The sequence below is a fragment of the Mitsuokella sp. UBA4253 genome (genome assembly GCF_002395285.1).
Taxonomy (GTDB): Bacteria; Bacillota; Negativicutes; order Selenomonadales; family Selenomonadaceae; genus Mitsuokella; species Mitsuokella jalaludinii.
On the sequence record NZ_DGWR01000014.1, the window covers coordinates 60,552 to 86,381 of the forward strand.

Below are 25,830 nucleotides of genomic sequence, written 5' to 3' on the forward strand. Positions count from 1 at the left end.
ATGATACGATGGTTCAGGCAATCGCAACGACGGGCCGCAAGTGCACGGATGATGCCGTCTCCCTGGCAAAATGGGCGGCGGAGCACGCGAAGATCCCCTATGTGCCGCGCGCGAATCTCTCGGGCCAAGCTCTGCGCGAGCGCTACGGGGTCGACTTCATCCTGATCGCGAAGCAGGGGCTGCTGACGCTCTCGACACCGGCAGGCGATCTCTTCTTCCACCCGAATATGGCGCATCTGCGCCTCAAGAACCTGCGCTTCGGCAGCGCGGGCACGGGCGACCGCATGGTCGAGGCCATGGGCCTTTCGCACGGCATGAGCGTGCTCGACTGCACGCTCGGCTTCGGCGCCGATGCGATCGTCGCGAGCTTTGCCGTGGGCCCGGAGGGAAAGGTCACGGGCATCGAGTCGCAGCCGCTCATCGAGACGGTCGTCGGCTACGGCCTCGCGCACTTCAAGGCGGAGAACTGGCCGATACAGGAGGCCATGCGCGGCATCGAGACGGTCTGCGCCGATGCCTTCACGTATCTGAAGCAGCAGGCGGATGATTCCGTCGATGTCGTCTACTTTGACCCGATGTTCCGCCATCCTCTTCTGGAGAGCCGCAGCCTCTCGCCGCTGCGCACGGTGGCCAACCATGCGCCGGTCTCGCCGGCGATGATCGAGGAGGCCTGCCGCGTCGCAAGGCGCCGCGTCGTCTTCAAGGAGAACGCGCGCAGCCTGGAGTTCGAGCGGCTCGGCTTCACGCAGATCATGGGCGGCCGCTACAGCAAGGTCCACTACGGCGTGCGCATCCTCTGAACATCGTTCTGAGGATGTTTCCCGATACACTTTTTTGAGGCACTTCCTACGGGAAGTGTCTTTTTACATTGATTTATGTGCTTCTTGATGATACAATAAAAAAGAATGATTTGATCGGATAAAAACTTCATACTACCATTCCTGCGCGACGTTCATCATGACAGATGCCTTGCATCGTTCGAGGCAGCACGGATTTCTTGTCATGTTCAGGGGAGCGTCCCCTTAGCGCGTCATAAGAGTTGGAATGAGACGATAGGGGATTTCTATCCAGCAACTATACACGACGTATATCAAAATAAAGATGTATCATAAATTTGGCATTTGCATTCTGCTATGAGATGCAGCAAACACTTTGGAGGTGTACTTTTTGGCTAAAGGAGCACAGAAATTACAGATCATCCCTCTCGGAGGCCTGGGGGAGATCGGCAAGAATATGACAGTCATCCGCGTGGATGACGAGATTCTCGTCATTGATTCGGGCCTGATGTTCCCGGATGAGGACATGCTCGGCATTGACCTCGTCATCCCGGACATCAGCTACCTCATCGAGAACAAGGACAAGATCAAGGCCATCGTGCTGACGCACGGCCACGAGGATCATATCGGCGCGCTGCCGTACGTCCTCAAGAAGATCAATGTGCCGGTCTACGGCACGCGCCTGACGCTCGGCATCCTTGAGGGCCGCCTCAAGGAGAACGGCGTTGACTCGAGCAACCTGCACTCGGTCATGCAGGGCGACATCATCAATGTCGGCTGCTTCAGTGTCGGCTTCATCCGCGTCAATCACTCGATCCCTGACGCCGTCGGCCTCTCCATCAAGACGCCGGTCGGCATGATCGTGCACACGGGCGACTTCAAGCTCGACTACACGCCGATTGACGGCAAGATGACGGACTTCCGCCGCTTCTCAGACCTCGGCAACCGCGGTGTCCTCGTGCTCATGGCGGATTCGACGAATTCGGAGCGCGAGGGCCATACGCCGTCGGAGCGCACGGTCGGTGCGGCATTTGACCGCGCTTTCCACAATGCGCGCGGTCGCATCATCGTCGCGACGTTCTCGTCGAACGTCCACCGCATCCAGCAGGTCATCGACACGGCTGTGCGCTACAAGCGCCATGTCGCCGTGCTCGGCCGCAGCATGGTCAACGTCGTCAACATCTCACTCGAGCTCGGCTACATCACGGCGCCTGAAGGCACGATTGTCGATATCGACGAGATCCACAACTACCGCATGGAGCAGATGGTCATCATCACGACGGGCAGCCAGGGTGAGCCGATGTCGGCTCTGACGCGCATGTCGATGTCCGACCACCGCAAGGTCGGCATCGTGCCGGGCGACACGGTCATCATCTCGGCTACGCCGATCCCGGGCAACGAGAAGCTCGTTTCGAAGACGATCGACAACCTCATGAAGCTCGGCGCCAACGTCATCTACGGCCGCAATCAGGGCATCCACGTCTCGGGCCATGCGAGCCGCGAGGAGCTCAAGCTCATGCACAATCTCGTGCGCCCGAAGTTCTTCATCCCGGTCCACGGCGAGTACCATCACCTCGTGCAGCACGCCCGCCTCGCGCGCGAGCTCGGCATGCCGAAGGAGAATATCTTCATCAGCGAGAACGGCCAGATCCTGGAGTTCACGCGCGATAAGGGCCAGGTGGCCGGCAAGGTCACGGCTGGCATGGTCATGGTCGATGGCCTCGGCGTCGGCGATGTCGGCAACATCGTGCTGCGCGACCGCCGCCAGCTCTCGCAGGACGGCATCCTGATCGTCGTCGTCACGATGAACAAGCAGACGCACCGCGTCGTCGCAGGGCCGGACATCGTCTCGCGCGGCTTTGTCTATGTGCGCGAATCGGAGGCTCTCATGGACGAGGCCACGGCACGCGTGCAGCAGGCACTCGACCGCTGCGAGGACGAGAAGGTCAAGGAGTGGGCCGCCATCAAGTCGAATGTGCGCGATGCGCTGGGCCGCTACCTCTTCGAGAAGACGCGCCGCCGCCCGATGATCCTGCCAATCATCATGGAAGTCTGAGCGTACCATCGTACCATATGGAATCTGAGCCGGAGCTGCGTCTCCGGCTTTTCTGCTGATTGTATCACTGAGTGTATCACATAGACCGTATCACAAGAGGAAAACGGGAAGGAGTGAAAGCATGCCGTTTACCCACCTCCATGTCCACACGGAATACAGCCTGCTCGACGGTGCGAGCCGCATCAAGGAGCTCATCAAGACGACGAAAGAGCTCGGCATGGACAGCATCGCCATCACCGACCACGGCGCCATGTACGGCGTCATCGATTTCTACAAGGAAGCCAAGAAGCAGGGCGTGAAGCCCATCATCGGCTGCGAGGTCTACGTGGCCCCGGGCGCGCGCCAGGAACACCGCGAGGTCAATGGTGTGCGCTACTATCACCTGATTTTGCTCGCGGAGAACCAGACGGGCTACCGCAATCTCGTCAAGCTCGTCTCGCTGGCCAACATCGAGGGCATGTACTACAAGCCGCGCGTCGACAAGGACCTCCTGCGCCAGTACCATGAGGGCATCATCTGCCTGTCGGCCTGCATCGCCGGTGAGATCCCGCGCGCCATCCTGCAGGACAACCTCGAGCATGCCGATGCGCTCGTGCGCGAGTACCTCGAGATCTTCGGCCGCGAGAACTTCTTCCTCGAGATCCAGAACCACGGCCTGCCGGAGGAGCGCAAGGCAAACGCCGCACTCGTCGAGCTTGCGAAGAAGTACGATGTCGGGCTCGTCGCGACGAACGACCTGCATTACGTGCACCGCGAGGACAGCGAGTTCCACGACATCCTGCTCTGCATCCAGATGAACAAGACGTTCGACGATCCCGACCGCATGCGCTTCCCGAGCGACGACTACTATCTGAAATCGCCGGAGGAGATGGCGGCGCTCTTTCCGGATCTTCCGGAGGCCATCGCCAACACCGAGAAGATTGCCGCGCGCTGCGAGGTCGACTTCACCTTCGGCCAGCTGCAGTTGCCGTACTACCCGATCCCTGCGCCGTATGCCGACGATGAAGCGTATCTGCGCCACCTCTGCGAGGAGAACCTGCCTCGCCGCTACGGGGCGGTTACGGAAAAGGTGTGCGAGCGACTTGAATACGAGCTCGGCATCATCCACCGCATGGGCTACGACAGCTACTTCCTCATTGTCTGGGATTTCATCAACTACTCGCGCGAGCACGGCATCGGCGTCGGCCCGGGGCGCGGTTCGGCCGCGGGCAGCATCGTCGCCTATCTGCTCGGCATCACGGACCTCGACCCGCTGCAGTACGATCTGCTCTTTGAGCGCTTCCTGAATCCGGAGCGCGTGACGATGCCGGATATCGACGTCGACTTCGACTACATCCAGCGCGGCAAGGTCATCGACTACGTCAAGGAGCGCTACGGCTACGACCACGTTGCGCAGATCGTCACCTTCGGCACGATGGCGGCGAAGGGCGCCATCCGCGATGTTGGGCGCGTGCTCAACCTGCCGTACGCCGAGGTCGCAGAGATTGCGAAGCTCGTGCCGAACGAGCTCAAGATTACGCTCGACAAGGCGATGCAGGAGTCGGCCGACTTCCGCAAGGCATATGAGAGCAGCGAGGACATCCGCCGCCTCATCGACCTCGCGCGCAAGATTGAGGGCCTGCCGCGTCACTCATCGACGCATGCCGCCGGTGTCGTGATTGCGCGCCATCCGCTGACGGACTACGTGCCGGTCTCCATCTCGGAGGGCACGCTCGTCACGGAGTACGACAAGGACCACGTCGAGGAGCTCGGCCTCCTCAAGATGGACTTCCTCGGCCTGCGCACTCTGACGGTCATCAGCGATACGATCGCGAACATCGAGAAGAGCCGCCACGAGACGGTCGACATCGAGAAGATCCCATTGACGGACGAGCTGACCTCGAAAATGCTCTGCGAGGGTAAGACGGGGGCGGTGTTCCAGATGGAGTCGGCCGGCATGACGCAGCTCGTGCGCGATCTCGCACCGGAGAACTTCGCCGACCTCATCCCGCTCGTCGCCCTCTACCGCCCGGGCCCGCTCGGCAGTGGCATGGTCGAGGATTTCATCAAGGGACGCCACGGGGAAAAGGAAGTCACCTACATGCACCCACTCTTAGAGCCTATCCTCAAGGAGACGTTCGGTGTCGTGCTCTACCAGGAGCAGGTCATGCAGATCGTGCAGGTGCTCGCGGGCTTCACGCTCGGCCAGGCAGACCTCCTGCGCCGTGCGATGGGCAAGAAGAAGCACGAGATCCTGATGGCGCAGAAAGAGAACTTCCTCGTCGGCTGCGAGAAGAACCACATCGAGGCAGGGCTCGCCAACACGATCTTTGACCTCTTGACGCACTTTGCCGACTACGGCTTCAACAAGTCGCACAGCGCAGCGTACGCGCTCGTCGCCTGGCAGACGGCCTACCTCAAGGCGCACTATCCGGCGGAATTCATGGCGGCGATGCTCACGAGCATCATGGACACGCCGAAGGTTGCGACGTACATCGAGCTCTGCCGCCGCATGGGCATCAAGATCCTGCCGCCGGACATCAATGCGAGCTCTGCGTACTTCAGCGTCGACGGGGCAGCCATTCGCTTTGGCCTCGCTGCCGTGCGCAATGTCGGCGAGACGGCCATCGAGAACGTCGCGCGCATCCGCGAGGACGGCGGCCCGTTCAGCTCGCTCTCCGACTTCTGCCGCCGCGTCGACATGCGCGTCGTCAACCGCCGCGTCATCGAGAGTCTCATCAAGTGCGGCGCGTTCGACTCGTTCGGCGCGAAGCGCAGCCAGCTCCTGGCCATCTTGCCGCAGACTGTCATGGAAGCAGCCCAGCAGCAGAAGGACGCGGTGAGCGGCCAGATGGGACTGTTCTCCGACGAGACGATCGAGGAGACAGGCATGCTGCAGCTGCCGGACATCGATGAGGTGCCGAAGGCGGAGCTGCTGAACTGGGAGAAGGAGGCGACGGGCTTCTACATCACGGGCCATCCCTTGGACCAGTACGCCGCGAAGCTTGAGAATCTGCCGCACATTGGCAGCCTGCAGCCGGATGCCGTGCGCGACAAGCAGGTCGTGCGCATCGGCGGCATGCTGACGGAGGCGAAGCGCATCACGACGAAGAAGGGGGACACGATGTGCTTTGCGACGGTCGAGGATTTCACCGACTCCGTCGAAGTCACCGTCTTCCCGCGCACGTTCTACCAGAACATGAACCTGCTCGTGCCAGATACGCCTGTCGTCGTGCAGGGCCGCATCGACATGACGGACGAGTCGGTCAAGATCATCGCTGACTCCGTCTGGGCGCTCAAGGACTACCGCTTTGCCTATTACATCGAGCTGCCACCGGGCGGCCTTCCGGAGACGAAGCGCGAGGAGATGAAGCAGCTCATCGCTGCGCATCACGGTGCATACGCGACATTCTTCCACTCGGGCGGCCACTGGCAGAAGGCCCGCGAGAATTTCTGGCTCGATGACGCGGCGGAGACATTCCAGCGGCTCGAGTCCATCGTCGGCGCGGGCAAAGTCCGGAAGCGCTGAGCGCGCCTTGTTGCGGGAAGCGGGAATGGATGATAGAATAAGGATGATTTGTCCTTCTCTTGAGGGAAAATGAGGGAACACAAGGAGTTTGAAACGATATTGAAACAGAGGACTATCGGCCGTCTCCTGCTCGCGGGCGGGCTTGCGTTGGCACTCATCGTGCCGCAGCTCACCGCCACGCCTGCTCAGGCAGAGGCTGTCTATGATATCAAAGAGATGCCGCGCCCGGATATCCCGGGGCTCGTCATCAGCCCCGATGACCCGCTGCAGAACCTGACGGCGCGCTCGGCCGTCGTCATCGACGCCGCGTCGGGCCAGGTGATCTACGAGCGCAACAAGGACGAGCGCCGCTTCCCGGCGAGCACGACGAAGATCATGACGCTCATCTTGGCGCTCGAGCACTCGAACATGGATGACATGGTGACCGTCAGCAGCAATGCAGCCGGCACAGAGGGCTCCACGCTCTGGCTCGAAGCGGGCGAGAAGATCCGCATGGGCGACCTGCTCTACGGCATGATGATGCACTCCGGCAACGATGCGACCGTCGCTGTCGCCGAGCACATCGCGGGCTCTGTCGACAAGTTCGCCGTGATGATGACGGAGAAGGCGCACGAGATTGGCGCCGTCAACACGAACTTTGCCAATGCCAACGGCCTGCCGCGCGACGACCACTACACGACGGCCTACGACCTCGCGAAGATCACGGCTTACGGCTACCGCGTGCCGGGCTTCGAGAAAATCGTCAGTACGAAGGAGATCGACTTCGACTGGGTCAAGGACCCGTCGCATCACCTGCGCAACGAGAACCAGATGCTCTGGCTCTACCGCGGCGCGAACGGCGTCAAGACGGGCTACACGGATGCCGCCGGCCGCTGCCTCGTCTCGGGCGCGAAGAAGGACGGCCTGCAGCTCGTCGCCGTCGTGCTCGACTCCATCTACATGTGGAACGATTCTATCAAGCTGCTCGACTACGGTTTCGTGCATGTGGAGCCGGACACGATCGTCCATGAGGGTGATACGGTGGGCTATGCAAGTGTCGCGGGCGGCACGGGCCGCAAGCTGCCACTCAAGGCCGCTGAGACGCTGACACTCGCCAAGCTCAAAGGCGAGGGCGAAGCCTACAAGACGCGCATCGAGGCAGATGGCCTGCGCGCGCCCATCAAGGAGGGCGATGTGGTCGGCCGGCTCGTCGTGGAGCGAAGCGGCAAGGAAGTCGCTTCGACCGATCTGCTCGCCGGAGCGGACGTCACGCGCCGCTCGTTCTTCCTGACCGTCTGGAACTTCCTGCGGTCACTGGTGAAAGGATGATGGCGATGGCAGAAGAACGCTTGCAGAAGATCATCAGCCAGGCCGGCATCGCCTCAAGGCGCGCGGCGGAGAAGATGATCTTGGAGGGCCGCGTCAGAGTTGACGGCAAAGTCGTGCGCGAACTCGGCACGAAGGTCAATCCTGCGGCACACACGATCTCGGTCGATGGCCGCCCGATCAAGGGTGAGGAGCAACATGTCTACCTGCTCTTGAACAAGCCGAAGGGCTATCTCTCGACGGCGAAGGATGACCGCGGCCGCCGCACGGTGCTCGACCTCCTGCCGGAAGTGAAGGAGCGCGTCTACCCGGTCGGCCGCCTCGACAACAACACGGAAGGGCTGCTGCTCATCACGAATGACGGCACCTTGATGAACGGCCTCCTGCATCCGCGCTTTGAGGTCGAGAAGACGTACCATGCGGGCGTGACTGGGCAGCTGACGGAGGAAAAGCTTCAGATGCTCCGGGATGGACTGCTGCTCGAGGACGGTATGACGGCTCCAGCGAAGGTCAGCCTGCTCCCTGAGCGCGAGCTCAGTGAGCGCGAGCGCGGTTTCACGCGCGTGTCTATCGCGATACACGAGGGGCGCAATCGCCAGGTCCGCCGCATGTTCGCAGCCGTCGGCTGTGATGTCAAAGCCTTAAAGCGCGTGCGCTTTGCCGACCTGACGCTGAAGGGCGTCGCGCGCGGCCATCACCGCACCCTGACGCAGGAAGAAGTCAGCAGGCTCTACAGATTGGCGGGGTTAACGAGATGAAACAGATTCTAGTCATAGGAGCCGGCCCAGCCGGCATGATGGCCGCCATCCGCGCGGCCGAGAACGGTGCGGCGGTCACTCTGCTTGAGAAGATGAAGCGGCCTGGCCGCAAGATGATGATCACGGGCAAGGGGCGCTGCAACATCACGAATGCCGCCGATGTGCCAGAGATCATCCGCAACATCCACGGCAACGGCGCCTTCCTCAACAGCTCGATGCGCGCCTTCGATAATCAGGATGTCATGGAGTTCTTCCGGCAGCAGGGCGTGCCCGTGAAAGTCGAGCGCGGCAACCGCGTCTTCCCCGTCAGCGACAAGGCACAGGACGTCGTCGACGCGATGGTGCACCGGCTGCATGAGCTCGATGTCCGCATCGAGCTCGAGATGCCCGTCGCGGACATCCTGCTGCAGGAAGGACGCGTGGCGGGCGTGCGCACGAAGTCGGGCGCGCACTACGAGGCCGATGCCGTGATCCTCGCGGTGGGCGGTGCCTCGTATCCGGGCACGGGCTCGACGGGCGACGGCTACGAGATGGCGAAGAAGCTCGGCCACACGGTCGTGTCGTTGCGCCCGTCGCTCGTGCCGCTCGAGACAGAAGAAGAGTGGGTCAAAGATGTCCAGGGTCTCTCGCTTCGCAATGTCCGCGCGACACTTCTCGCTGGCGGCGAGAAAGTGCAGGAGATGTTCGGCGAGATGATGTTCACGCACTTCGGTGTGACGGGTCCCATCATCCTCTCGATGAGCCGCAGGGCGGCCAAGTGCCTCGCAGAGGGGAAGTTCGTCGAGCTCGAGCTCAACCTCAAGCCGGCGCTGACGCCGGAGAAGCTCGATGCGCGCATCCAGCGCGACTTCGAGCAGCACATCCGCAAGTCGCTGAAGAACGGCCTCTTGGATCTCCTGCCGCACAAGCTCATCGAGCCGGTGCTCGACTGCGCCTACCTCGACCCGGAAAAGCCGGTGCATCAGGTCACGGCGGAGGAGCGCCACCGCCTTGCAGAGACGTTGCAGCACTTGACGCTGACCATCACGAAGACGCGGCCGCTCGCCGAGGCCATCGTGACGGCCGGCGGCGTCTCCGTGCGGGAAATCAACCCGAAGACGATGGAGTCAAAGCTCGTGCCGGGGCTCTACTTCGCCGGCGAGGTCGTCGATGTCGATGCCTACACGGGCGGTTACAACCTGCAGGCGGCGTTCTCCATGGGCAATGCGGCTGGCTGCTGGAGCGTCTGGAACGACGATTGATGCGCAACTGAAGTATGATTGATGAATGGAGTGGAGGAACCTCTATGGAAAACACGAAGACGATTGCAAAGGCAAGGCAGGGGCTGCGCGGCACGATCGAGATCCCCGGCGACAAGTCCATCTCGCACCGCAGTGTCATGTTCTCGGCGCTCGGCTCGACGCCCGTGCACATCACGAACTTCCTGCACGCGCAGGACTGCCTCTCGACGGCGGCCTGCATGAAGGCGCTGGGCGCCTCTGTCGAGTTCGAGTCGGAGACGTCTCTTGTGGTCTGCGGCCACGGCCTGCACGGCCTCCGCGAAGCTTCCACAATCATCGATGCGGGCAACTCGGGCACGACGCTGCGCCTCATGATGGGCATCCTCGCGCCGCAGCCGTTCCTGACGACCTTCACGGGCGATGCCTCGCTGCACAAGCGCCCGATGGGCCGCGTCATCAAGCCGCTCTCGGCGATGGGCGCGAAGATCTACGGCCGCGAGAAGAACACGAAGCTGCCCATCACGATCGTGCCGACTGAAGGGAAGCTGCACGGCATGGTCTACGAGAGCCCTGTCGCGAGTGCACAGGTCAAGTCGGCCATCCTGCTTTCCGGCATGTATGCCGACAGTCCGACGACTGTCGTCGAGCCTTTCACCTCGCGCGACCACACGGAGCGCATGCTCGAGGCCTTCGGCGTCGAGACGAAGAAGGATGGCACGGCTGTGACGATTGAGCCCGTCGAATCGTTCCATGCGCCGTCATCCATCGAGGTTCCGGGCGACATCAGCTCGGCGGCCTACTGGCTCGTCGCGGGATCCGTCGTGCCGGGAAGCCACCTGCTCCTCAAGAACGTCGGCGTCAATCCGACGCGCACGGGCATCCTCGATGTCCTCGAGGCGATGGGCGCCAAGATCACGCTGGAGAACGAGCGCGTGAGCGGCGGCGAGGCGGCAGCTGACATCCGCGTCGAGGCGGCGAAGCTCCATGGCACGTCGTTCGGCGCCGAGATCATGCCGCGCCTCATCGATGAGATCCCGGTCCTCGCAGTGGCCGCGCTCTTCGCAGAGGGCGACACGGTCATCACGGGTGCCGGCGAGCTCCGCGTCAAGGAGACGGACCGCCTGCAGGCTGTCACGGACGAGTTCAACAAGCTCGCGCCGGGTGCTGTCGAGGCGAGCGAAGATGGCCTCGTCATCCACGGCGGCACGAAGGTGCGGGCGGCAACCTGCTTCTCGTACGATGACCATCGCATGGCGATGTCGCTTGCTATCCTCGGCGCGGCCGGAGAGGGCGCCGAGATCGAGCGCCCCGAGTGCGTGACAATCTCGTACCCGGCTTTCTACGACACGCTGGCCCGCCTGCAGGCATGAGCGCAGTACATATCAATTTGATTTGGGGGAATCTGTCTTGAAGAAACTCGTAGTAGCAATCGACGGGCCGGCGGGCGCCGGCAAGAGCACGGTCGCACAGCTCGCAGCCAAGGAACTGGGTTATACCTACATCGACACGGGGGCCATGTACCGCGCCGTGGCTTGGAAGGTCCTGCAGCAGGGCGGTGAGGTCACGGATGAGAAGATCCTCGCTGTCGTCCCCGACATCGACGTGGACCTCTCGTATGAGAACGGCAAGACGACGGTGTGCGTCGACGGCCAGGACGTCACGAGTGAAATCCGCACGCCGGAGGTCAGCCACATTGTCTCGAAGGTAGCTGCGCTCGGCCCCGTGCGCGAGAAGATGGTTGATCTGCAGCGCAAGATGGCAGAGCGCGGCGGCGTGCTCATGGACGGCCGCGACATCGCGACGAATGTGCTGCCGGGCGCTGATGTCAAGATCTACCTGACGGCCTCTATCGAGGAGCGCGCAAACCGCCGCTACAAGGAATTGCGAGAGAAAGGTCTCGCTGTTGACCTCGCGGATATCGAGCACGACATCGCCGCGCGCGACAAGGCCGACATGGAGCGCGAGATCTCGCCGCTCGTCCAGGCAGACGATGCGACGCTCCTCGATACGACGGGCATGACGATCCCGGAGGTCGTCGCGCGCATCATCGGAATGTGCAGGTGATACGATGCTTTACACGACACTCCGCATCATCTTTGCCGTCATCTTTCAACTGCTGTTCCGCGCCAAGACGTACGGCAAGGAGAACCTGCCCGCAGAAGGGCCCGTCATCCTCGCAGCCAACCACATGAGCAACTGGGACCCGCCGCTCCTCGCGACGTTCCTGCCGCGCCCCGTCTCGTACATGGCGAAAATCGAGCTCTTCGAGCACCCGATCTTCGGCGCGGCCATCCGCCGCTGCCATGCCTTCCCCGTGAAGCGCGGCGCGGCAGACCGCGGCGCCATCAAGGCGGCCGTCAATGTGCTCAGGCAGGGCCGTGTGCTCGGCCTCTTCCCAGAGGGCACGCGCAGCAAGGACGGGAAACTCCACAAGGCCGAGGCCGGCGTCGGCCTGCTCGCCGCGATGAGCGGCGCTCCTGTCGTGCCGGCCTGTATCGTCGGCACGGACCGCATCATGCAGAAAGGCGGTTTCCTGCCAAAGCTCTCCATCATGTACGGCGAACCGATGCATTTCACGGGCGATAAACGCGACAAGGAGCAGCTTGAGGCCTTTTCGCAAGAAATCATGGCCCATATCGCGGCCATGCGCGAAGAAATTGAAAAAATTTCCTAAAACCATTTGCCTGACGCCCTCATGCATGATATACTAGGCTATAGATTGTAAAAAAGCCTTCTGGGCGTCTTTGCAATAATATGATTTATGGTGGTAGATGTATGGAAGTCATCTTAGCAGATTATCTTGGCTTTTGCTATGGCGTCAAGCGCGCCATCAAGATTGCCAGGGAGAATGCTTCTGCTGACGGGACTGCCTGTACGCTCGGCCCCATCATCCACAATCCGCAGATGGTCGATAGGCTGCGCCGCGAGGGCGTCGGCTCGGTAGACAGTCTCGAGGAGATGGAGAAGGGGACCGTCATCATCCGCTCGCACGGCGTGGGCCCCGCAGTCTACGACGAGGCGAAGGCCCGCGGACTCGAGCTCGTGGACGCGACATGCCCGCATGTCAAGAAAGCGCAGCTTTCGGCCAAGGAGCTCGTGGATGAAGGGTACAGTGTGGTCATCATCGGAGAGAAGAACCATCCGGAGGTCAAGAGCATCTTCGAGTGGTCATCCGGAAGAGCACAGATCATCGAGACCGAGGAAGAAGCCGATGGGATAGAGCCCTGCGGCAAGCTCGGCATCGTATGCCAGACGACGTTTTCTGGAGCGCGCTTCCGTCAGATTGTCATGCGCCTTCTTGAGAAGTCCAGGGACATCAAGATCCTGCGAACCATCTGTACGGCGACAGACCAGCGACAGGCCGCTGCCATAGATCTTGCCAGCAAGGTTGACCTCATGCTGGTCATCGGCGGCAAGAACAGTGCCAACACGACAAGGCTCGCACAGCTTTGTTCCGAGAAGTGCCTGACTTACCACATCGAGACTGCAGCGGAGCTGCACGACGAGTGGTTTGACAAAATAAAGAAAATTGGTATTACAGCTGGTGCTTCTACACCGGACTGGATTATCAAGGAGGTATATAAAAAGTGTCAGAACAGATGAACATGGAAGAGTTATTAGCACAGGAGTCCCTGCCGGATATCCAGGAGCGCACCACTGTAAAAGGTAAGGTCATCCAGGTAAACCGCGACGAGGCTTATGTCGATATCGGATACAAGCAGGAGATCGCAATCCCGAAGCGCGAGCTGGCTTACCCGGCTCCGGAGTCCGCTGAGGACGTCGTCAAAGTCGGCGATGTCATCGACGTCTATGTCGTTTCCCTTGGTGGCGACAACGGCGGCATCCTCTCCAAGGTAAAGGCTGACCGCATGGTCGCTTGGACGGAGATGGAGAAGAAGAAGGAAGCTGGCGAGACGGTCCAGGCGAACATCACGCAGGTCGTCAAAGGCGGCCTCGTGGCATCCGTCGATGGCCTGCGCGGCTTCATCCCGGCATCCCAGATGGAACTCCACTTTGTCAAGGACCTCTCCATCTATGTCGGCCAGACGGTCGAGGCTGAGATCATCGAGATCGATGTCCACAAGCAGCGTCTCGTCCTCTCCCGCCGTGCTCTCCTCGAGGCTGAGCGCGAGAAGAAGGAAGCGGAAGTATTCTCCACGCTCGAGGCTGGCCAGACGGTACGCGGCACGGTCAAGCGCCTCGTCGACTACGGTGCATTCATCGATATCGGCGGCGTAGACGGCCTTGCACACATCTCCGACCTCGCTTGGCACCGCGTCAAGCATCCGTCGGATGTCCTCGAAGTCGGCCAGGAGCTCGACGTCTATGTCAAGAGCGTTGATCCGGAGAGCAAGCGCATCTCCCTGTCCGTCAAGGACACGATGCGTGATCCGTGGTACGACTCCGCTGAGAAGTACAGCGAAGGCCAGATCATCGAAGGCAAAGTCATCAAGCTGACGGACTTCGGTGCATTCATGGAGATCGAGCCGGGCTTCGATGGCCTGATCCCGATGGGCGAGCTCGCAGACAAGCGCATCGAGCGCGCTGATGAAGCCGTTCATGTCGGCGACATCGTCCGCGTCAAGATCCTCCGCATCGACACGAAGCGCAAGCGCATCTCGCTGTCCATCACGAAGGCTCGCGACTGAGCGATTGGGACTTGCGTCTAAAATAAGATAAGACATTCTGAGGAGTGATGATTTATGCATCACTCCTTTGTTTGTAGTGCAAGAGAGTAAGAATATGAGCAAATATTATCCAGGTATCATCCTGCGCGTCTATCCGGGCAGCCTCGCAGAAGAGCTCGAACTCGTGCCGGGCGACAAGATCCTCGAGATCAACGGGCAGGGACTGCGCGACATCATCGACCTGAGCTTCGCGATGGCGGACGAGGAGATCGACATGCTCGTCGAGCATGCAGATGGTGAGCAGGAGATGATCTCATTCGAGAAGGAAATCGACGAAGAGCTCGGTGTCGAGTTCGAGTCGGCCGTCTTTGACGGCATCCGCAATTGCGCGAATCACTGCTACTTCTGCTTCGTCGATATGATCGCACCGAACATGCGCCAGAGCCTCTCCATCAAGGATGACGACTACCGCCTGTCGTTCCTCTACGGCAACTTCGTCACGATGACGAACATGGGGCCGAATGACTTCCGGCGCATCAAGCAGTTCCATCTCTCGCCGCTCTTTGTCTCCGTGCAGTGCATGAACCCAGAATTGCGCGCGCAGATGCTGCGCTGCCCCGGTGCGGCGAAGATTGCGGAGCAACTCGATCATCTCGAGGAGGCGGGGGCCGACTACCATACGCAGGTCGTGCTCTGCGCTGGCCTCAATGACGGCGCGGAGCTCGAGCGCACGATACGCGAGGTTGTCGCGCGCCGCCCGTACGCGCTGTCGCTGGCCATCGTCCCCGTCGGCATCACGAAGTACCGTACAGATCCCTTCCCCTTGCACCAGTTCGATGCAGAGGGAGCGGCGCGCGTCATCGACGAAGTCGAGAAGTGGCAGAAGAAGATCCAGCAGGAGGAGGGGCGCACCTTCATCTACCTCGGCGATGAGTTCTACTTCCTCGCGGGCCGCCCTGTGCCGCCGACTTCGTTCTACGACGGCTTCCCACAGCTCGACAACGGCATCGGACTCACGCGCAACTTCATCAACGACTGGGATAAGGAGTCCAATGCGCACGAGGAAATCGCATCGTATGAAGAGCCTGTCTATCTCGATGTCGTCACGGGCACGGCCGTCGCGCCTGTCATGCAGGAGCTCGCGAAGAAGGCGGAAGATGCGCATGCAAATCTTCATGTGCGCATTGTGCCGGTCAAAAACGAGCACTTCGGCACGACAGTTAACGTCTCTGGCCTCTTGACAGCGCATGACATCATGGCGGCCCTGAAGCGCCTCGATGGCCCGCGCGCGGGCATCCTGATCCCTGAGCCCGCCCTGCGCTCGGGCGAGGATATCTTCCTCGACGACGTGAGCCTCTCATCCATGCGCGAGGCGTTCCCCGAAAGCCGCATCGAGCCCGTGCAGACGGGTGCGGATTATTACCGCGCCCTGATGGACTGGCCGCACTACGCGAAGCGCCGTGCGGGTGAGACGGCCTACATGTGGCAGAGCAACGCGGGCTACACCAAGAATATCCAGTATTGATTCACATGTTTATTTTATAGAGAAAGAGGGATGAATATGAGCAAACCAATCGTGGCGATTGTCGGCCGCCCGAACGTCGGCAAGTCCACGCTCTTCAATCAGATCGGCAAGAAGCGCGTCTCCATCGTCGACGACATGCCGGGCGTCACGCGCGACCGCATCTATCTCGACGCGGAGTGGCTCAACCAGCACTTCACGATGATCGACACCGGCGGCATCGAGTTCGATGAGAGCAACCACATCCTCAAGTCGATGCGCCAGCAGGCACAGCTGGCCATGGAGGAGGCCGACGTCATCCTGTTCCTCGTCGACGGCCGCTCCGGCCTGACGACGGCAGATGAAGAGGTTGCGCGCCTGCTGCGCAGCACGAAGAAGCCGGTTATCCTCGCGGTCAACAAGATTGACAGCCCGCAGCGCGCGATGGACGTCTACGAGTTCTACAATCTGGGCCTCGGCGATCCGATCCCCATCTCGGCATCGAATGCGATGAATCTCGGCGATCTGCTCGACGCAATCGTCGCGGCCTTCCCGAAGAAGGTCGAGGAGAGCAAGGATGAGGATGAAATCCGCATTGCCGTCATCGGCCGCCCGAATGTCGGCAAATCCTCCATCGTCAACGCGATCCTCGGCGAGGACCGCGTCATCGTCAGCGACGTGCCGGGCACGACGCGTGACGCCATCGACACGCATTTCACGAAGGACGGCATGAAGTTCACGCTGATCGACACGGCAGGCATGCGCCGCCGCGGCAAGATCGAGGAGGCCGTCGAGCGCTACAGTGTCATGCGCTCGCTGCGCGCCATCGACCGCGCCGATGTCGTGCTCATGATGATCAACGCCTTCGAGGGCATCACGGAGCAGGACAAGAAGATCGCGGGCTATGCACACGAGTCGGGCAAGGGCGTCGTCATCGTCGTCAACAAGTGGGATATCTACCCGGATAAGGACGATAAGTCGACGCTGCGCTTCACCGAGGAACTGCGCGACAAGCTCGGCTTCCTGCAGTACGCGCCGGTGCTCTATACCTCGGCCCTGACGGGCCAGCGCGTCGCGCGCGTGACGGACCTCGTGCGCTACGTGGCCGAGCAGCAGGCGATGCGCATCAAGACGAGCGTCCTCAACGAGCTCATCCGCGATGCCGTCTCCATCAATCCGCCGCCGATGCACCGCGGCCGCCAGCTCAAGATCCTCTTCATGACGCAGACGGACATCTGCCCCCCGAAGTTCATCATCTTCGTCAACGACCCAGAGCTCATGCACTTCTCGTATCTGCGCTTCATCGAGAACCGTCTGCGCGAGCAGTTCGGCTTTGAGGGTACGCCGCTGCGCCTCATCGTGCGCGCGCGCAAAGAGGAGGAGGATTACTGATGGCATCGGTCCTCCTCGTCTGCCTCGCGAGCTACCTTCTGGGCTCCATCCCGAACGGTCTCGTCTTCGGCAAGCTCATCTGGCACGTCGACCTGCGCGAGTACGGCAGCCACAACATCGGGGCGACGAATGCTTGGCGCACGCTCGGCAAGGGGCCGGGCTTCCTGATCTTCCTGCTCGACTTCCTCAAGGGCGCCCTTAGCGTCGGCCTCGCGGAAGTGTTTGCGCCTCTGCCGCTCGTCATGGTCATAGCGGGCATCCTGGCCATCGTCGGCCACTCTTGTTCGCTCTTCCTGCACTTCAAGGGCGGCAAGGGAGTGGCGACGGGGCTCGGTGTCATCGCGATGCTCATGCCGCTGCCGAGCCTCATCGTCTTCCTCGTCTGGCTCGCCATCGTCATGGTCACGAAGTACGTCTCGCTCGGCTCGTGCATCGCGGCGGCACTCGTGCCGATCCTCTCGTATGCCTGGGGCTATCCGGGTGCCTACACGGCCTTCGGCGTGCTCGCAGCGGCCTTCATCATCATCCGCCACAAGGCCAATATCGTCCGCTTGATGAATGGCACCGAGAACAAGATCCACGCCGGTCACCGCGACTGACCTGAAAAGTGTCATGTGACCGTATCTAGTTTTGCTACAGATGTTTACAGCCTGCGCATGCAGGCTGTTTTTTTGTACAAAATGGTGAGAAAGTTAACATTTTGTGAAATCCATTCATATGATTTGGACAAATCCGGAAATTTCATTGGCATTTGTGCACATCTTATGGTATACTATCCTTTGTCAAAAGAATAGTATCCATTGGAGGCGTAATATATGAACAAGGAGAAAAGCGGATTCTTCCTCGTCCGCGAGGAGATCCTGCCAGAGGCAATCAAGAAGACCATCCGTGTCAAAGAGATGCTCAAGCGTGGCGATGCGCGCACGATCAACGAGGCCGTCGAGAAGATGGAACTCTCGCGCAGTGCCTACTACAAGTACAAGGACTATGTCTTTCCGTTCTACGAGGCGAGTCGTAACAAGATCGTCACGCTGACGCTGCTCCTTGAGCACAAGAAGGGCGTCCTCTCGAGCGTGCTCAACACGATCTCGGCAGACTCGGGCAGTGTCATGACGATCAACCAGGGCATCCCGCTGCAGGGTGTCGCCAATGCCACAGTCTCCATCGAGACGGCCAACCTCTCGGTCGATCTCGAAGCTCTGCTCGATAAGCTCCGCATGGTCGATGGCGTCAAGCGCCTCGAAGTCCTCGGACAGTCGTAAGGAAAGAAGGTGTGTCGGATGGAAAAAGTCATTAAAATCGGTTTGCTCGGGTCCGGTACGGTGGGCTCTGGTGTTATCCAGGTGCTCGAGATGAATCGGCCGCAGATTACGGAACGCGTCGGCACACCGATCGAGATCAAGACGGTGCTCGTGCGCGATGTCAAGAAGCCGCGCCCGCAGCTCGGGCATCTGCATCTCACAGACAAGATCGAGGATATCCTCGAGGATCCGGAGATCGATGTCGTCGTGGAGCTCATGGGCGGCATCCACCCCGCGCGTGAGTACATGCTGCGCGCGATGGAGGCAGGCAAGAGTGTCGTGACGGCCAACAAGGATGTCGTCGCACAGTTCGGCAAGGACATGTTCGCGATGGCAGAGGAAAAAGACGTCGACTTCCGCTTCGAGGCGAGCGTCGGCGGCGGCATCCCCATCATCACGCCGCTCAAGCAATGCCTGACAGCCAACCGCATCACGGAGATTCTCGGCATCGTCAACGGCACGACGAACTACATGCTGACAAAGATGACGGAGTGCGGTGCCGACTACGACACCGTCCTCAAGGAGGCACAGGCCAAGGGTTACGCCGAGGCGAACCCGTCAGCAGACGTCGACGGACTCGACGCGGCGCGCAAGGCGGCCATCCTCTCGTCGCTGGCGTTCAACACGCGCGTGCAGCTCGAGGATGTCTCGGTCGAGGGCATCACGAAGATCACGCCGGACGACATCGAGTACGCGAAGGACCTCGGCTATGTCATCAAGCTGCTGGCTGTCGGCAAGGATTCCGATGAGAACGGTGTCGATGTGCGCGTCCATCCGGTCTTCCTGCCGAAGACGCATCCGCTGGCTTCGGTCAACGGCGTCTACAATGCCATCTTCGTGCGCGGCAACGCCATCGGCGAGGCGATGTTCTACGGCCAGGGCGCCGGCTCGCTGCCGACGGCCTCCGCTGTCATCTCCGACATCATCGACGTCGCGCGCGACATCCTCAACCGCACCTTCGGCCATGTTCGCTGCACGTGCTATGAGCAGAAGAAGCTCTGTCCGCTCGAGGCGACTTCTTCTTCCTACTACGTGCGCCTGCTCGTCGACGATAAGCCGGGCGTGCTCGGTGCCATCGCGACGGCTTTCGGCGATGCCGGCGTGAGCCTCAAGTCGGTTATCCAGACGCGCCGCAATGTCGTTGACCACGCGGAGATCGTCGCCATCACGCATCTCGTCGAGCACGAGCGCATCGAGAAGGCGCTGAAGACCCTGCGCGAGCTGCCTGTCGTCGATGAGGTCCGCAATGTGATCCGTGTCGAGAATGAGGAACGGGGGTAAGAGTATGGCAGAGAAATGTGTCCGCGTCCGCGTTCCCGGTACGAGCGCCAACTGCGGCCCAGGCTTTGACTGCCTCGGCCTCGCCTGCACGGTCTACAATGACCTGGAGCTGCGCCTGACGCGCGAGCCGGGCCTGTCCATCACGATGACGGGCGAGGGGGCGACGAACATCCCGTGCGACAATCGCAACATCGTCTGGCGGTCGGCGCAGTACCTCTTAGAGAAGGCCGGCAAGGACAAGGAATACCGCGGCGCCGTCATCCACATGGAGAACCGCGTGCCGCTCTCGCGCGGCCTCGGCAGCTCGGCGACGGCCATCGTCGCCGGATTGACGGCGGCGAATGCCCTGATCGGCAATCCCTTCAACCGCCGCGAGATCCTGCAGTTCGCGACGAACATCGAGGGTCATCCCGACAATGTGGCACCGGCCATTTTCGGCGGTTTTACCGTCAATGCGGTCACGAACGGCCGCGTCGACTGCTTCAGCTTCCTGCCGCGTTTCCGCATGAAGTTCGTCGTCGCTGTGCCGAATTTCCCGCTCTCAACGCGCATGGCCCGCAAGGTCCTGCCGACGGAAGTGCCGATGAAGGACGCCATCTTCAATATCGGCCGCGCCTCGATGCTTGTCGCCGCCCTGACGCGCGGCAATGAGCGCTACTTGCGGCTTGGCCTCGACGATGCCCTGCATCAGCCGTACCGCGCGGAGCTCATCCCGGGCATGTACGATGTTTTCAAGGCCGCGCGCCGAGCGGGCGCTGCCGGCGCGACGCTCAGCGGTGCCGGCCCGTGCCTCATCGCCTACGTGCTGGAGCGCCGCCATGCGGAGGAAGCTGTCGGCAAGGCCATGCTCGAGGCATTCCGCAAGCATGACGTCGATGCGCGCATCCTGACGCTCGACCTCGACACGCACGGTGCACAGATCCTGAAGTGAGGATAAGTGTATGACGGAAGAGGCATTTGCAGAGCTCCTGCGCGCAAATGGTGCGCGCGTCTTCATCGTCGGCGGCTGGGTGCGCGACGCTCTGCGCCACGTGCGGCCGCACGACAAGGACTACATGGTATCGGGCATTGCTGAGGCAGACTTCCAGCAGCTCTTCCCAGCGGCGCAGAAAGTCGGCCACGGGTTCCCGGTCTACCTCGTCTCCATCGACGGCTCTCTCTCGGAGGTCGCCTTCGCGCGCAAGGAGAAGAAGGAGGGGCGGGGCTACCGCGGCTTCCGCGTCTCGTACGACCCATCGGTCACGGTGGAGGAGGACCTCTACAGACGGGACACGACGATGAACAGCATGGCGCTGGAGCTCCCGGGAAAGCAGCTCATTGACCCGTACCACGGTGCCCAGGATGTGGCGGACAAGGTCATCCGCGCCGTCTCGCATCACTTCACCGAAGATCCTGTGCGCGCCCTGCGCGCAGCGCGCCAGGCAGCGGAGTTCGGCTTCTCCATCACGGAGGAGACAATCCGTTACATGAACGCCTGCCGCGCAGAGCTCCAGCATGAGCCGCAGGAGCGCATCGTCGCTGAATTGCGGCGCGCCCTGCAGTCGCCGAGGCCTTCGGTATTCTTCCGCGCGCTCGAGCAGGCGGATATCCTCGCCGTGACTTTTCCTGAGCTCTCGCTGCTTATCGGCAAGACGCAGCCGCCTGAGTACCATCCCGAGGGCGATGCCTGGCAGCACACGATGCAGGTCGTCGACCGTGCTGCCGAGAGGACGCCAAATATCGCCGCGCGCTTTGCCGCGCTCGTCCACGACATCGGCAAGGGCACGACGCCAAAGGAGATGGAGCCACATCACTATGGCCACGAACTGCGCGGGCTCGAACAGCTTGCCTCGTGGAACAGGCGCGTGACGCTGCCGAAGGACTGGTTGCGCGCGGGCCGCTTCCTCATTGAGCAGCACATGCGGGCGCCTCTTTTAGAGCGTCCCGGCAAGATTGCCGCACTGTTGCTGCTCGTCGACAAGCAGCGGCCCGTCCTTAGCCTTGCGGACTTCAACGCGGTCATCGAAGCCGATCATCAGAGCCTGCCCGACTACCTCGTGCACGGCGAGGCGCTGCTCGCAGCCATGCATGGCGTCAGCGGCAAGGATGCACCAAGTGGCCTTGCGGGCCGTGCCGTCGGACAGTGGCTCGCCGAGCGCCAGACTGCCGTCCTTGTGAAGGCACTCGCGGCTGTGCGTGCCCGGGCATGATATTGCAAGCAAAGAAGAAATCTTCCTGCTCAAGGCAGGAAGATTTCTTTTTTTCGCGAATCTATTATAAATAGACGAACAATTAAAAGAAAATCCTGCGCAAGGGGGAATCTGTATGGCAATCATCATGCCCTATAAATCCGCCGCTCCGAAGATTGACGAGAGCGTATACCTGGCACCGACAGCCGTCGTTACCGGCGATGTCACGATTGAGGAGGGCACGAGCATCTGGTTCGGCGCCGTCGTCCGCGGTGACTTCCAGCCCATCAAGATCGGCAAGAACACGAACATCCAGGAGAATGCGACCATACACGTGATGCACGATCATCCGACGACGATTGGCGAGGGTGTCAGCATCGGGCACAATGCCGTCATCCACAGCAAGAGCATCGGCGACCATACGCTCATCGGCATGGGCTCCATCATCATGGGGGATACGGTCATCGGCGAGAACGTCGTCATCGGTGCCGGCACGATGATCGAGCAGGGCCGCAAGATCCCGTCGAACTCCCTGGTCTACGGGAATCCGGCGCAGATCATCCGCGGCCTGCGCGATGATGAGATCGAGGCACTGAAGGAATCTTCGCTGCGCTACCGCAAGGTGGCCGAGCACTACAAGGAAGCAGCAGAACGTCTCTAAGGCAGCAGCTGCAATCCGTCAATATCAGGAATAAGGGGATCATCAGAAATGGAAAAGACACTTGTACTAATCAAACCAGACGCATTCGCAAGACATCATGCAGGCGATATCATTAAACGATATGAGAGTGAGGGCTTCCGCATCCTGGCCATGAAGCTGCTGAAGATGGATGAGCGCCTGGCGTCCATCCACTATGCCGAGCATATCGGCCGTCCGTACTACAAGGACCTCGTTGGCTTCATGACATCGGGCCCGCTCATCGCGATGGTCCTCGAGGGCGAAGACGCGATTGCCCGCGTGCGCAAGATCAACGGCAAGACGAACCCGAAGGATGCCGAAGAAGGCACCATCCGCAAGGAATTCGCGACTTCGGGCCGCCGCAATGCCGTGCACGCCTCGGACAGCCCGGAGAGTGCGGCGCGCGAGATCGCGATCTTCTTCAATCAGACGGAAATCTACGATGGCACCTACCATGTGGAAGCCGATGATTGATAGATTGATCAATAATCAGTGCTAGGAGGGATTATCATGTCAATCACGACAAAGACAGGAGATAACGGCGAGACGAGCCTCTTGACAGGCGAGCGCGTCAAGAAGAGCGGCCTGCGCGTCGATACGTACGGCACGCTCGATGAAGTTGATTCGGCACTGGGCTTGGCACGCGCCTTTTCCGACAAGGACGATGTCGCCGAGCGCATCCTGAAGCTCCAGCGCAAGCTGCCCGCGCTCATGGCCGACTTTGCGAGCTGCGGCACGGAACCGCGCATCACGATGGAAGATGTCCGCGAGATTGAATCCTGGTGCGACGATGTGGAGTCGGACCTTCCCGAGGAGCACGCCTTCATCATCCCGGGCGGCTCGCAGAGCGGCGCCATGCTGGACCTCGCGCGCACGACGGCCCGCCGCGCTGAGCGCTGTGCCTGCCGTCTGGCCGAGGCAGAAGAAGTCGCTGCAAGCGACCGCATCTACCTCAACCGCCTCTCGGATTACTGCTACCTGCTCATGCGCCTCGAAGAGGACATCTACGAGGACGACTGAGCCTTCGAAGAAGAACCCGTGTCCCTGCCGACAACGGACAATCGTCCATTGTCGGCAGGGACATTTTTGCATGAGGACTCATGATTTCTTTTTTAGCGGGCAGGAAAATTCTGACTTCTAGCGAATATAGAACACATAAGCAAAAATAGGAAGCACTAGGAGGGATTGCGATGAAATCTTACAAGAGTTCCAACCTGCGCAACGTTGCCGTCATCGGCCATGGCAAGACGGGCAAGACGAGCCTGCTCGATGCCTGCCTGTTCAATGCGGGTGCTGTCAAGCGCCTCGGCAGTGTGGAAGAGCACACGAGCGCGCTCGACTGCGAGCCGGAGGAAGAGAGCCGCGGCATGACGATCAACCTGAAGCTTGCCGCCTGCGAATGGCGTGACTATAAGATCAATTTCATCGATACGCCGGGCTATCCGGACTTTGTCGGCGAAGTCAAGGACGCGCTGACGGCGGCAGACAGCGCCCTCATCGTGATCTCGGCCCCGTCTGGCATCGAGGTCGAGACGGAGAAGGCATGGCGCTATGCCGAGGAAGCGGAGCTGCCGCGCGCGTTCTTCATCAACAAGATGGACCGCGAGCACGCCGACTTCCAGCAAGTCGTCGAAGAGCTGCGTGTGCGCTTTGGCGCGGGTGTCGTGCCCGTGCAGTTGCCAATCGGCCAGGAAGCGGCCTTCCAGGGTGTCGTCGACCTCTTGGCCCTGCACATGAAGATCGTCACGCATGACGAGGAAGACCTTATCGCCGACATCCCCGAGTACATCAAGGGCGATGTCGAGGAAGCGCGCCAGAAGCTCATCGAATCCGTCGCGGAATTCAACAACGAATTGCTCGAGAAGTACATCGAGGGCACGGAAATCACGGAGGTCGAAGTGGCGGCCGCTCTGATCGAGGGCATCCAGGCCGGCAAGATCTTCCCGGTCTTCTGCGGCTCGGCGAAGCAGAATATCGGCGTCAAGAAGCTCATGAACGGCATCGTCGAGTACCTGCCGACGCCGTACTTCCACGTCGCCATCGGCATGGACCCGCAGGACGGAGACCTCAAGGAGCGCCGCACGGAGGATGCGTTCTCGGCACAGGTATTCAAGACGATTGTCGACCCGTTCGTCGGCCGCATGAGTTACCTGCGCATCTTCTCTGGCACGATGAAGGGCGATGCCACTTACATGCATCCCAACAAGGAGAATGCGGAGCGCGTTGGTACGATCTTCTCCTTGCAGGGCAAGCGCCAGGAGCATCTGAATGCTGCGGAGGCCGGCGATATCGTCGCGACGACGAAGCTGCAGTCGGTCAGGACGGGCGATACGCTCTGTGACAGCGCCGACCCCATCGTCTACGAGGAGATCGCCTACCCGGCCCCGATGCTCGCGATGGCAGCTTCCGCCCACAAGAAGGGCGAGGAGGACAAGGTTTTCGGCGCGCTTGCCAAGCAGCAAGATGAAGACCCGATCATCGTCGTGGAGAAGAATCCGGAGACGCATGAGACAATCCTGCGCGGCATCGGCGAGGTTCACCTCGAGGTCCTGCGCGACAAGCTCCAGCGCAAGTTCGGCGTCGAGCTCGAACTGCATGAGCCGCGCGTCGCATACCGCGAGACGATCCGCAAGAGCGTCAAGGTGCAGGGCAAGCACAAGAAGCAGAGCGGCGGCCACGGCCAGTACGGCGATGTCTGGCTGGAGATCAGCCCGCAGGAGGCCGGCGCCGGCAATGCATTCACCGAGACAATCTTCGGTGGCAGTGTGCCGCGCCAGTACATCCCAGCCGTTGAGAAGGGCACGGCCGAGACGCTTTCTGGCGGCGTGCTGGCGGGCTATCCCGTCGTCGATGTCAAGGTCAACCTCTACGACGGCTCGTACCACACGGTCGACTCCTCGGAGGCAGCCTTCAAGACAGCGACGGCCCTCGCCATCCGCAAGGGCGTCATGGAGGCGAGCCCTATCCTGCTCGAGCCAATCGATGACATCCGCATCACCGCGCCGGAGTATTACATGGGCGATGTCATGGGACGCCTGAATTCCAAACGTGCGCGCATCCTCGGCATCGAGGGCAAGGGCAAGGACATGAGCGAGATCCATGCCGAGATCCCTGAGTCGCAGCTCTACCGTTTCGCGACGGAGCTTCGCTCCCTGACCCAGGGCCGCGGCAGCTACACGCTCGCCTTCGCCCGCTACGAGCCCGTCCCCGAGAAAAACGCAGCAGAGATCATCCGCACGGCTAAGGCTTGATAGAAC

Annotated in this window: 22 protein-coding genes; all 22 read left to right on the forward strand. The window is 61.0% G+C overall.

Annotated elements, in window-relative coordinates; genetic code table 11:
* Window positions 1–8: 8 nt before the first annotated feature.
* The gene (locus B2X55_RS06750) at window positions 9–800 is read left to right on the forward strand and encodes a class I SAM-dependent methyltransferase (protein ID WP_286821452.1); all 792 of its coding nucleotides are present in this window, start codon (window positions 9–11) and stop codon (window positions 798–800) included.
* 433 nt (window positions 801–1,233) lie between these two features.
* On the forward strand, window positions 1,234–2,832 hold the full coding sequence (locus tag B2X55_RS06755) for a ribonuclease J (RefSeq protein ID WP_244881921.1): 1,599 nt from the start codon (window positions 1,234–1,236) through the stop codon (window positions 2,830–2,832).
* A 121-nt stretch (window positions 2,833–2,953) separates the two neighbouring features.
* Window positions 2,954–6,340, forward strand: coding sequence for a DNA polymerase III subunit alpha (locus B2X55_RS06760; protein WP_286821454.1), 3,387 nt, complete (start codon window positions 2,954–2,956; stop codon window positions 6,338–6,340).
* Window positions 6,341–6,439: 99 nt separating this feature from the next.
* Window positions 6,440–7,648 carry a D-alanyl-D-alanine carboxypeptidase family protein gene (locus B2X55_RS06765; RefSeq protein ID WP_286821455.1) on the forward strand — a complete coding sequence of 403 codons (1,209 nt, stop codon included), beginning with the start codon at window positions 6,440–6,442 and terminating at the stop codon, window positions 7,646–7,648.
* 5 nt (window positions 7,649–7,653) lie between these two features.
* A complete protein-coding gene (locus tag B2X55_RS06770) occupies window positions 7,654–8,403 on the forward strand; it encodes a pseudouridine synthase (RefSeq protein WP_270528224.1) in 750 nt (249 codons plus the stop codon).
* Window positions 8,400–9,644 carry an NAD(P)/FAD-dependent oxidoreductase gene (locus B2X55_RS06775; protein WP_286821456.1) on the forward strand — a complete coding sequence of 415 codons (1,245 nt, stop codon included), beginning with the start codon at window positions 8,400–8,402 and terminating at the stop codon, window positions 9,642–9,644. The genes B2X55_RS06770 and B2X55_RS06775 overlap by 4 nt, the downstream gene beginning before the upstream one ends.
* 44 nt (window positions 9,645–9,688) lie before the next feature.
* Window positions 9,689–10,993, forward strand: a complete 1,305-nt coding sequence (gene aroA / locus B2X55_RS06780) for a 3-phosphoshikimate 1-carboxyvinyltransferase (protein WP_286821457.1) — start codon at window positions 9,689–9,691, stop codon at window positions 10,991–10,993.
* Between the two features lie 37 nt (window positions 10,994–11,030).
* Window positions 11,031–11,687, forward strand: a complete 657-nt coding sequence (gene cmk, locus B2X55_RS06785) for a (d)CMP kinase (protein WP_286821458.1) — start codon at window positions 11,031–11,033, stop codon at window positions 11,685–11,687.
* A gap of 4 nt (window positions 11,688–11,691) precedes the next feature.
* Window positions 11,692–12,297, forward strand: coding sequence for a lysophospholipid acyltransferase family protein (locus tag B2X55_RS06790; protein WP_255240570.1), 606 nt, complete (start codon window positions 11,692–11,694; stop codon window positions 12,295–12,297).
* 101 nt (window positions 12,298–12,398) lie between these two features.
* Window positions 12,399–13,226: a 4-hydroxy-3-methylbut-2-enyl diphosphate reductase gene (gene ispH, locus B2X55_RS06795; protein ID WP_036375204.1), complete on the forward strand. Its 828-nt coding sequence runs from the start codon at window positions 12,399–12,401 to the stop codon at window positions 13,224–13,226.
* Between the two features lie 2 nt (window positions 13,227–13,228).
* Complete coding sequence (gene rpsA, locus B2X55_RS06800) at window positions 13,229–14,272, forward strand: 30S ribosomal protein S1 (RefSeq protein WP_244881918.1); 1,044 nt, start codon at window positions 13,229–13,231, stop codon at window positions 14,270–14,272.
* A 94-nt stretch (window positions 14,273–14,366) separates the two neighbouring features.
* Window positions 14,367–15,776, forward strand: coding sequence for a DUF512 domain-containing protein (locus B2X55_RS06805; protein ID WP_286821459.1), 1,410 nt, complete (start codon window positions 14,367–14,369; stop codon window positions 15,774–15,776).
* Window positions 15,777–15,812: 36 nt separating this feature from the next.
* The gene (gene der / locus B2X55_RS06810; protein WP_036375208.1) at window positions 15,813–17,144 is read left to right on the forward strand and encodes a ribosome biogenesis GTPase Der; all 1,332 of its coding nucleotides are present in this window, start codon (window positions 15,813–15,815) and stop codon (window positions 17,142–17,144) included.
* A complete protein-coding gene (plsY, locus tag B2X55_RS06815) occupies window positions 17,144–17,743 on the forward strand; it encodes a glycerol-3-phosphate 1-O-acyltransferase PlsY (protein WP_055162254.1) in 600 nt (199 codons plus the stop codon). The genes der and plsY overlap by 1 nt, the downstream gene beginning before the upstream one ends.
* A 216-nt stretch (window positions 17,744–17,959) precedes the next feature.
* On the forward strand, window positions 17,960–18,406 hold the full coding sequence (locus B2X55_RS06820; protein ID WP_036375213.1) for an ACT domain-containing protein: 447 nt from the start codon (window positions 17,960–17,962) through the stop codon (window positions 18,404–18,406).
* A gap of 18 nt (window positions 18,407–18,424) precedes the next feature.
* Window positions 18,425–19,726, forward strand: coding sequence for a homoserine dehydrogenase (locus B2X55_RS06825; RefSeq protein WP_036375215.1), 1,302 nt, complete (start codon window positions 18,425–18,427; stop codon window positions 19,724–19,726).
* 4 nt (window positions 19,727–19,730) lie between these two features.
* The gene (thrB, locus tag B2X55_RS06830; RefSeq protein WP_036375219.1) at window positions 19,731–20,657 is read left to right on the forward strand and encodes a homoserine kinase; all 927 of its coding nucleotides are present in this window, start codon (window positions 19,731–19,733) and stop codon (window positions 20,655–20,657) included.
* A gap of 10 nt (window positions 20,658–20,667) precedes the next feature.
* Entirely contained in the window at window positions 20,668–21,915 is a 1,248-nt protein-coding gene (locus B2X55_RS06835) for an HD domain-containing protein (RefSeq protein ID WP_055162441.1), read from the forward strand.
* A 115-nt stretch (window positions 21,916–22,030) separates the two neighbouring features.
* Window positions 22,031–22,555: a gamma carbonic anhydrase family protein gene (locus tag B2X55_RS06840; RefSeq protein ID WP_036375224.1), complete on the forward strand. Its 525-nt coding sequence runs from the start codon at window positions 22,031–22,033 to the stop codon at window positions 22,553–22,555.
* Window positions 22,556–22,603: 48 nt separating this feature from the next.
* Window positions 22,604–23,047 (forward strand): nucleoside-diphosphate kinase, encoded by a 444-nt coding sequence (gene ndk, locus B2X55_RS06845; RefSeq protein WP_036375227.1) that lies wholly within the window; start codon window positions 22,604–22,606, stop codon window positions 23,045–23,047.
* A gap of 36 nt (window positions 23,048–23,083) precedes the next feature.
* The gene (locus tag B2X55_RS06850; protein ID WP_255240564.1) at window positions 23,084–23,593 is read left to right on the forward strand and encodes a cob(I)yrinic acid a,c-diamide adenosyltransferase; all 510 of its coding nucleotides are present in this window, start codon (window positions 23,084–23,086) and stop codon (window positions 23,591–23,593) included.
* A gap of 170 nt (window positions 23,594–23,763) precedes the next feature.
* Window positions 23,764–25,824 (forward strand): elongation factor G, encoded by a 2,061-nt coding sequence (gene fusA, locus B2X55_RS06855; RefSeq protein ID WP_286821461.1) that lies wholly within the window; start codon window positions 23,764–23,766, stop codon window positions 25,822–25,824.
* Window positions 25,825–25,830 lie beyond the last annotated feature (6 nt).

Bases quoted from the DNA above. Each gene is read 5' to 3' on its own strand.
- B2X55_RS06750 (WP_286821452.1), top strand. From the start codon at position 9: ATGGTTCAGGCAATCGCAACGACGGGCCGCAAGTGCACGGATGATGCC.
- B2X55_RS06755 (WP_244881921.1), top strand. From the start codon at position 1,234: ATGACAGTCATCCGCGTGGATGACGAGATTCTCGTCATTGATTCGGGC.
- B2X55_RS06760 (WP_286821454.1), top strand. From the start codon at position 2,954: ATGCCGTTTACCCACCTCCATGTCCACACGGAATACAGCCTGCTCGAC.
- B2X55_RS06770 (WP_270528224.1), top strand. From the start codon at position 7,654: ATGGCAGAAGAACGCTTGCAGAAGATCATCAGCCAGGCCGGCATCGCC.
- B2X55_RS06775 (WP_286821456.1), top strand. From the start codon at position 8,400: ATGAAACAGATTCTAGTCATAGGAGCCGGCCCAGCCGGCATGATGGCC.
- aroA (WP_286821457.1), top strand. From the start codon at position 9,689: ATGGAAAACACGAAGACGATTGCAAAGGCAAGGCAGGGGCTGCGCGGC.
- B2X55_RS06790 (WP_255240570.1), top strand. From the start codon at position 11,692: ATGCTTTACACGACACTCCGCATCATCTTTGCCGTCATCTTTCAACTG.
- ispH (WP_036375204.1), top strand. From the start codon at position 12,399: ATGGAAGTCATCTTAGCAGATTATCTTGGCTTTTGCTATGGCGTCAAG.
- rpsA (WP_244881918.1), top strand. From the start codon at position 13,229: ATGGAAGAGTTATTAGCACAGGAGTCCCTGCCGGATATCCAGGAGCGC.
- B2X55_RS06805 (WP_286821459.1), top strand. From the start codon at position 14,367: ATGAGCAAATATTATCCAGGTATCATCCTGCGCGTCTATCCGGGCAGC.
- der (WP_036375208.1), top strand. From the start codon at position 15,813: ATGAGCAAACCAATCGTGGCGATTGTCGGCCGCCCGAACGTCGGCAAG.
- plsY (WP_055162254.1), top strand. From the start codon at position 17,144: ATGGCATCGGTCCTCCTCGTCTGCCTCGCGAGCTACCTTCTGGGCTCC.
- B2X55_RS06820 (WP_036375213.1), top strand. From the start codon at position 17,960: ATGAACAAGGAGAAAAGCGGATTCTTCCTCGTCCGCGAGGAGATCCTG.
- B2X55_RS06825 (WP_036375215.1), top strand. From the start codon at position 18,425: ATGGAAAAAGTCATTAAAATCGGTTTGCTCGGGTCCGGTACGGTGGGC.
- thrB (WP_036375219.1), top strand. From the start codon at position 19,731: ATGGCAGAGAAATGTGTCCGCGTCCGCGTTCCCGGTACGAGCGCCAAC.
- B2X55_RS06835 (WP_055162441.1), top strand. From the start codon at position 20,668: ATGACGGAAGAGGCATTTGCAGAGCTCCTGCGCGCAAATGGTGCGCGC.
- B2X55_RS06840 (WP_036375224.1), top strand. From the start codon at position 22,031: ATGGCAATCATCATGCCCTATAAATCCGCCGCTCCGAAGATTGACGAG.
- ndk (WP_036375227.1), top strand. From the start codon at position 22,604: ATGGAAAAGACACTTGTACTAATCAAACCAGACGCATTCGCAAGACAT.
- B2X55_RS06850 (WP_255240564.1), top strand. From the start codon at position 23,084: ATGTCAATCACGACAAAGACAGGAGATAACGGCGAGACGAGCCTCTTG.
- fusA (WP_286821461.1), top strand. From the start codon at position 23,764: ATGAAATCTTACAAGAGTTCCAACCTGCGCAACGTTGCCGTCATCGGC.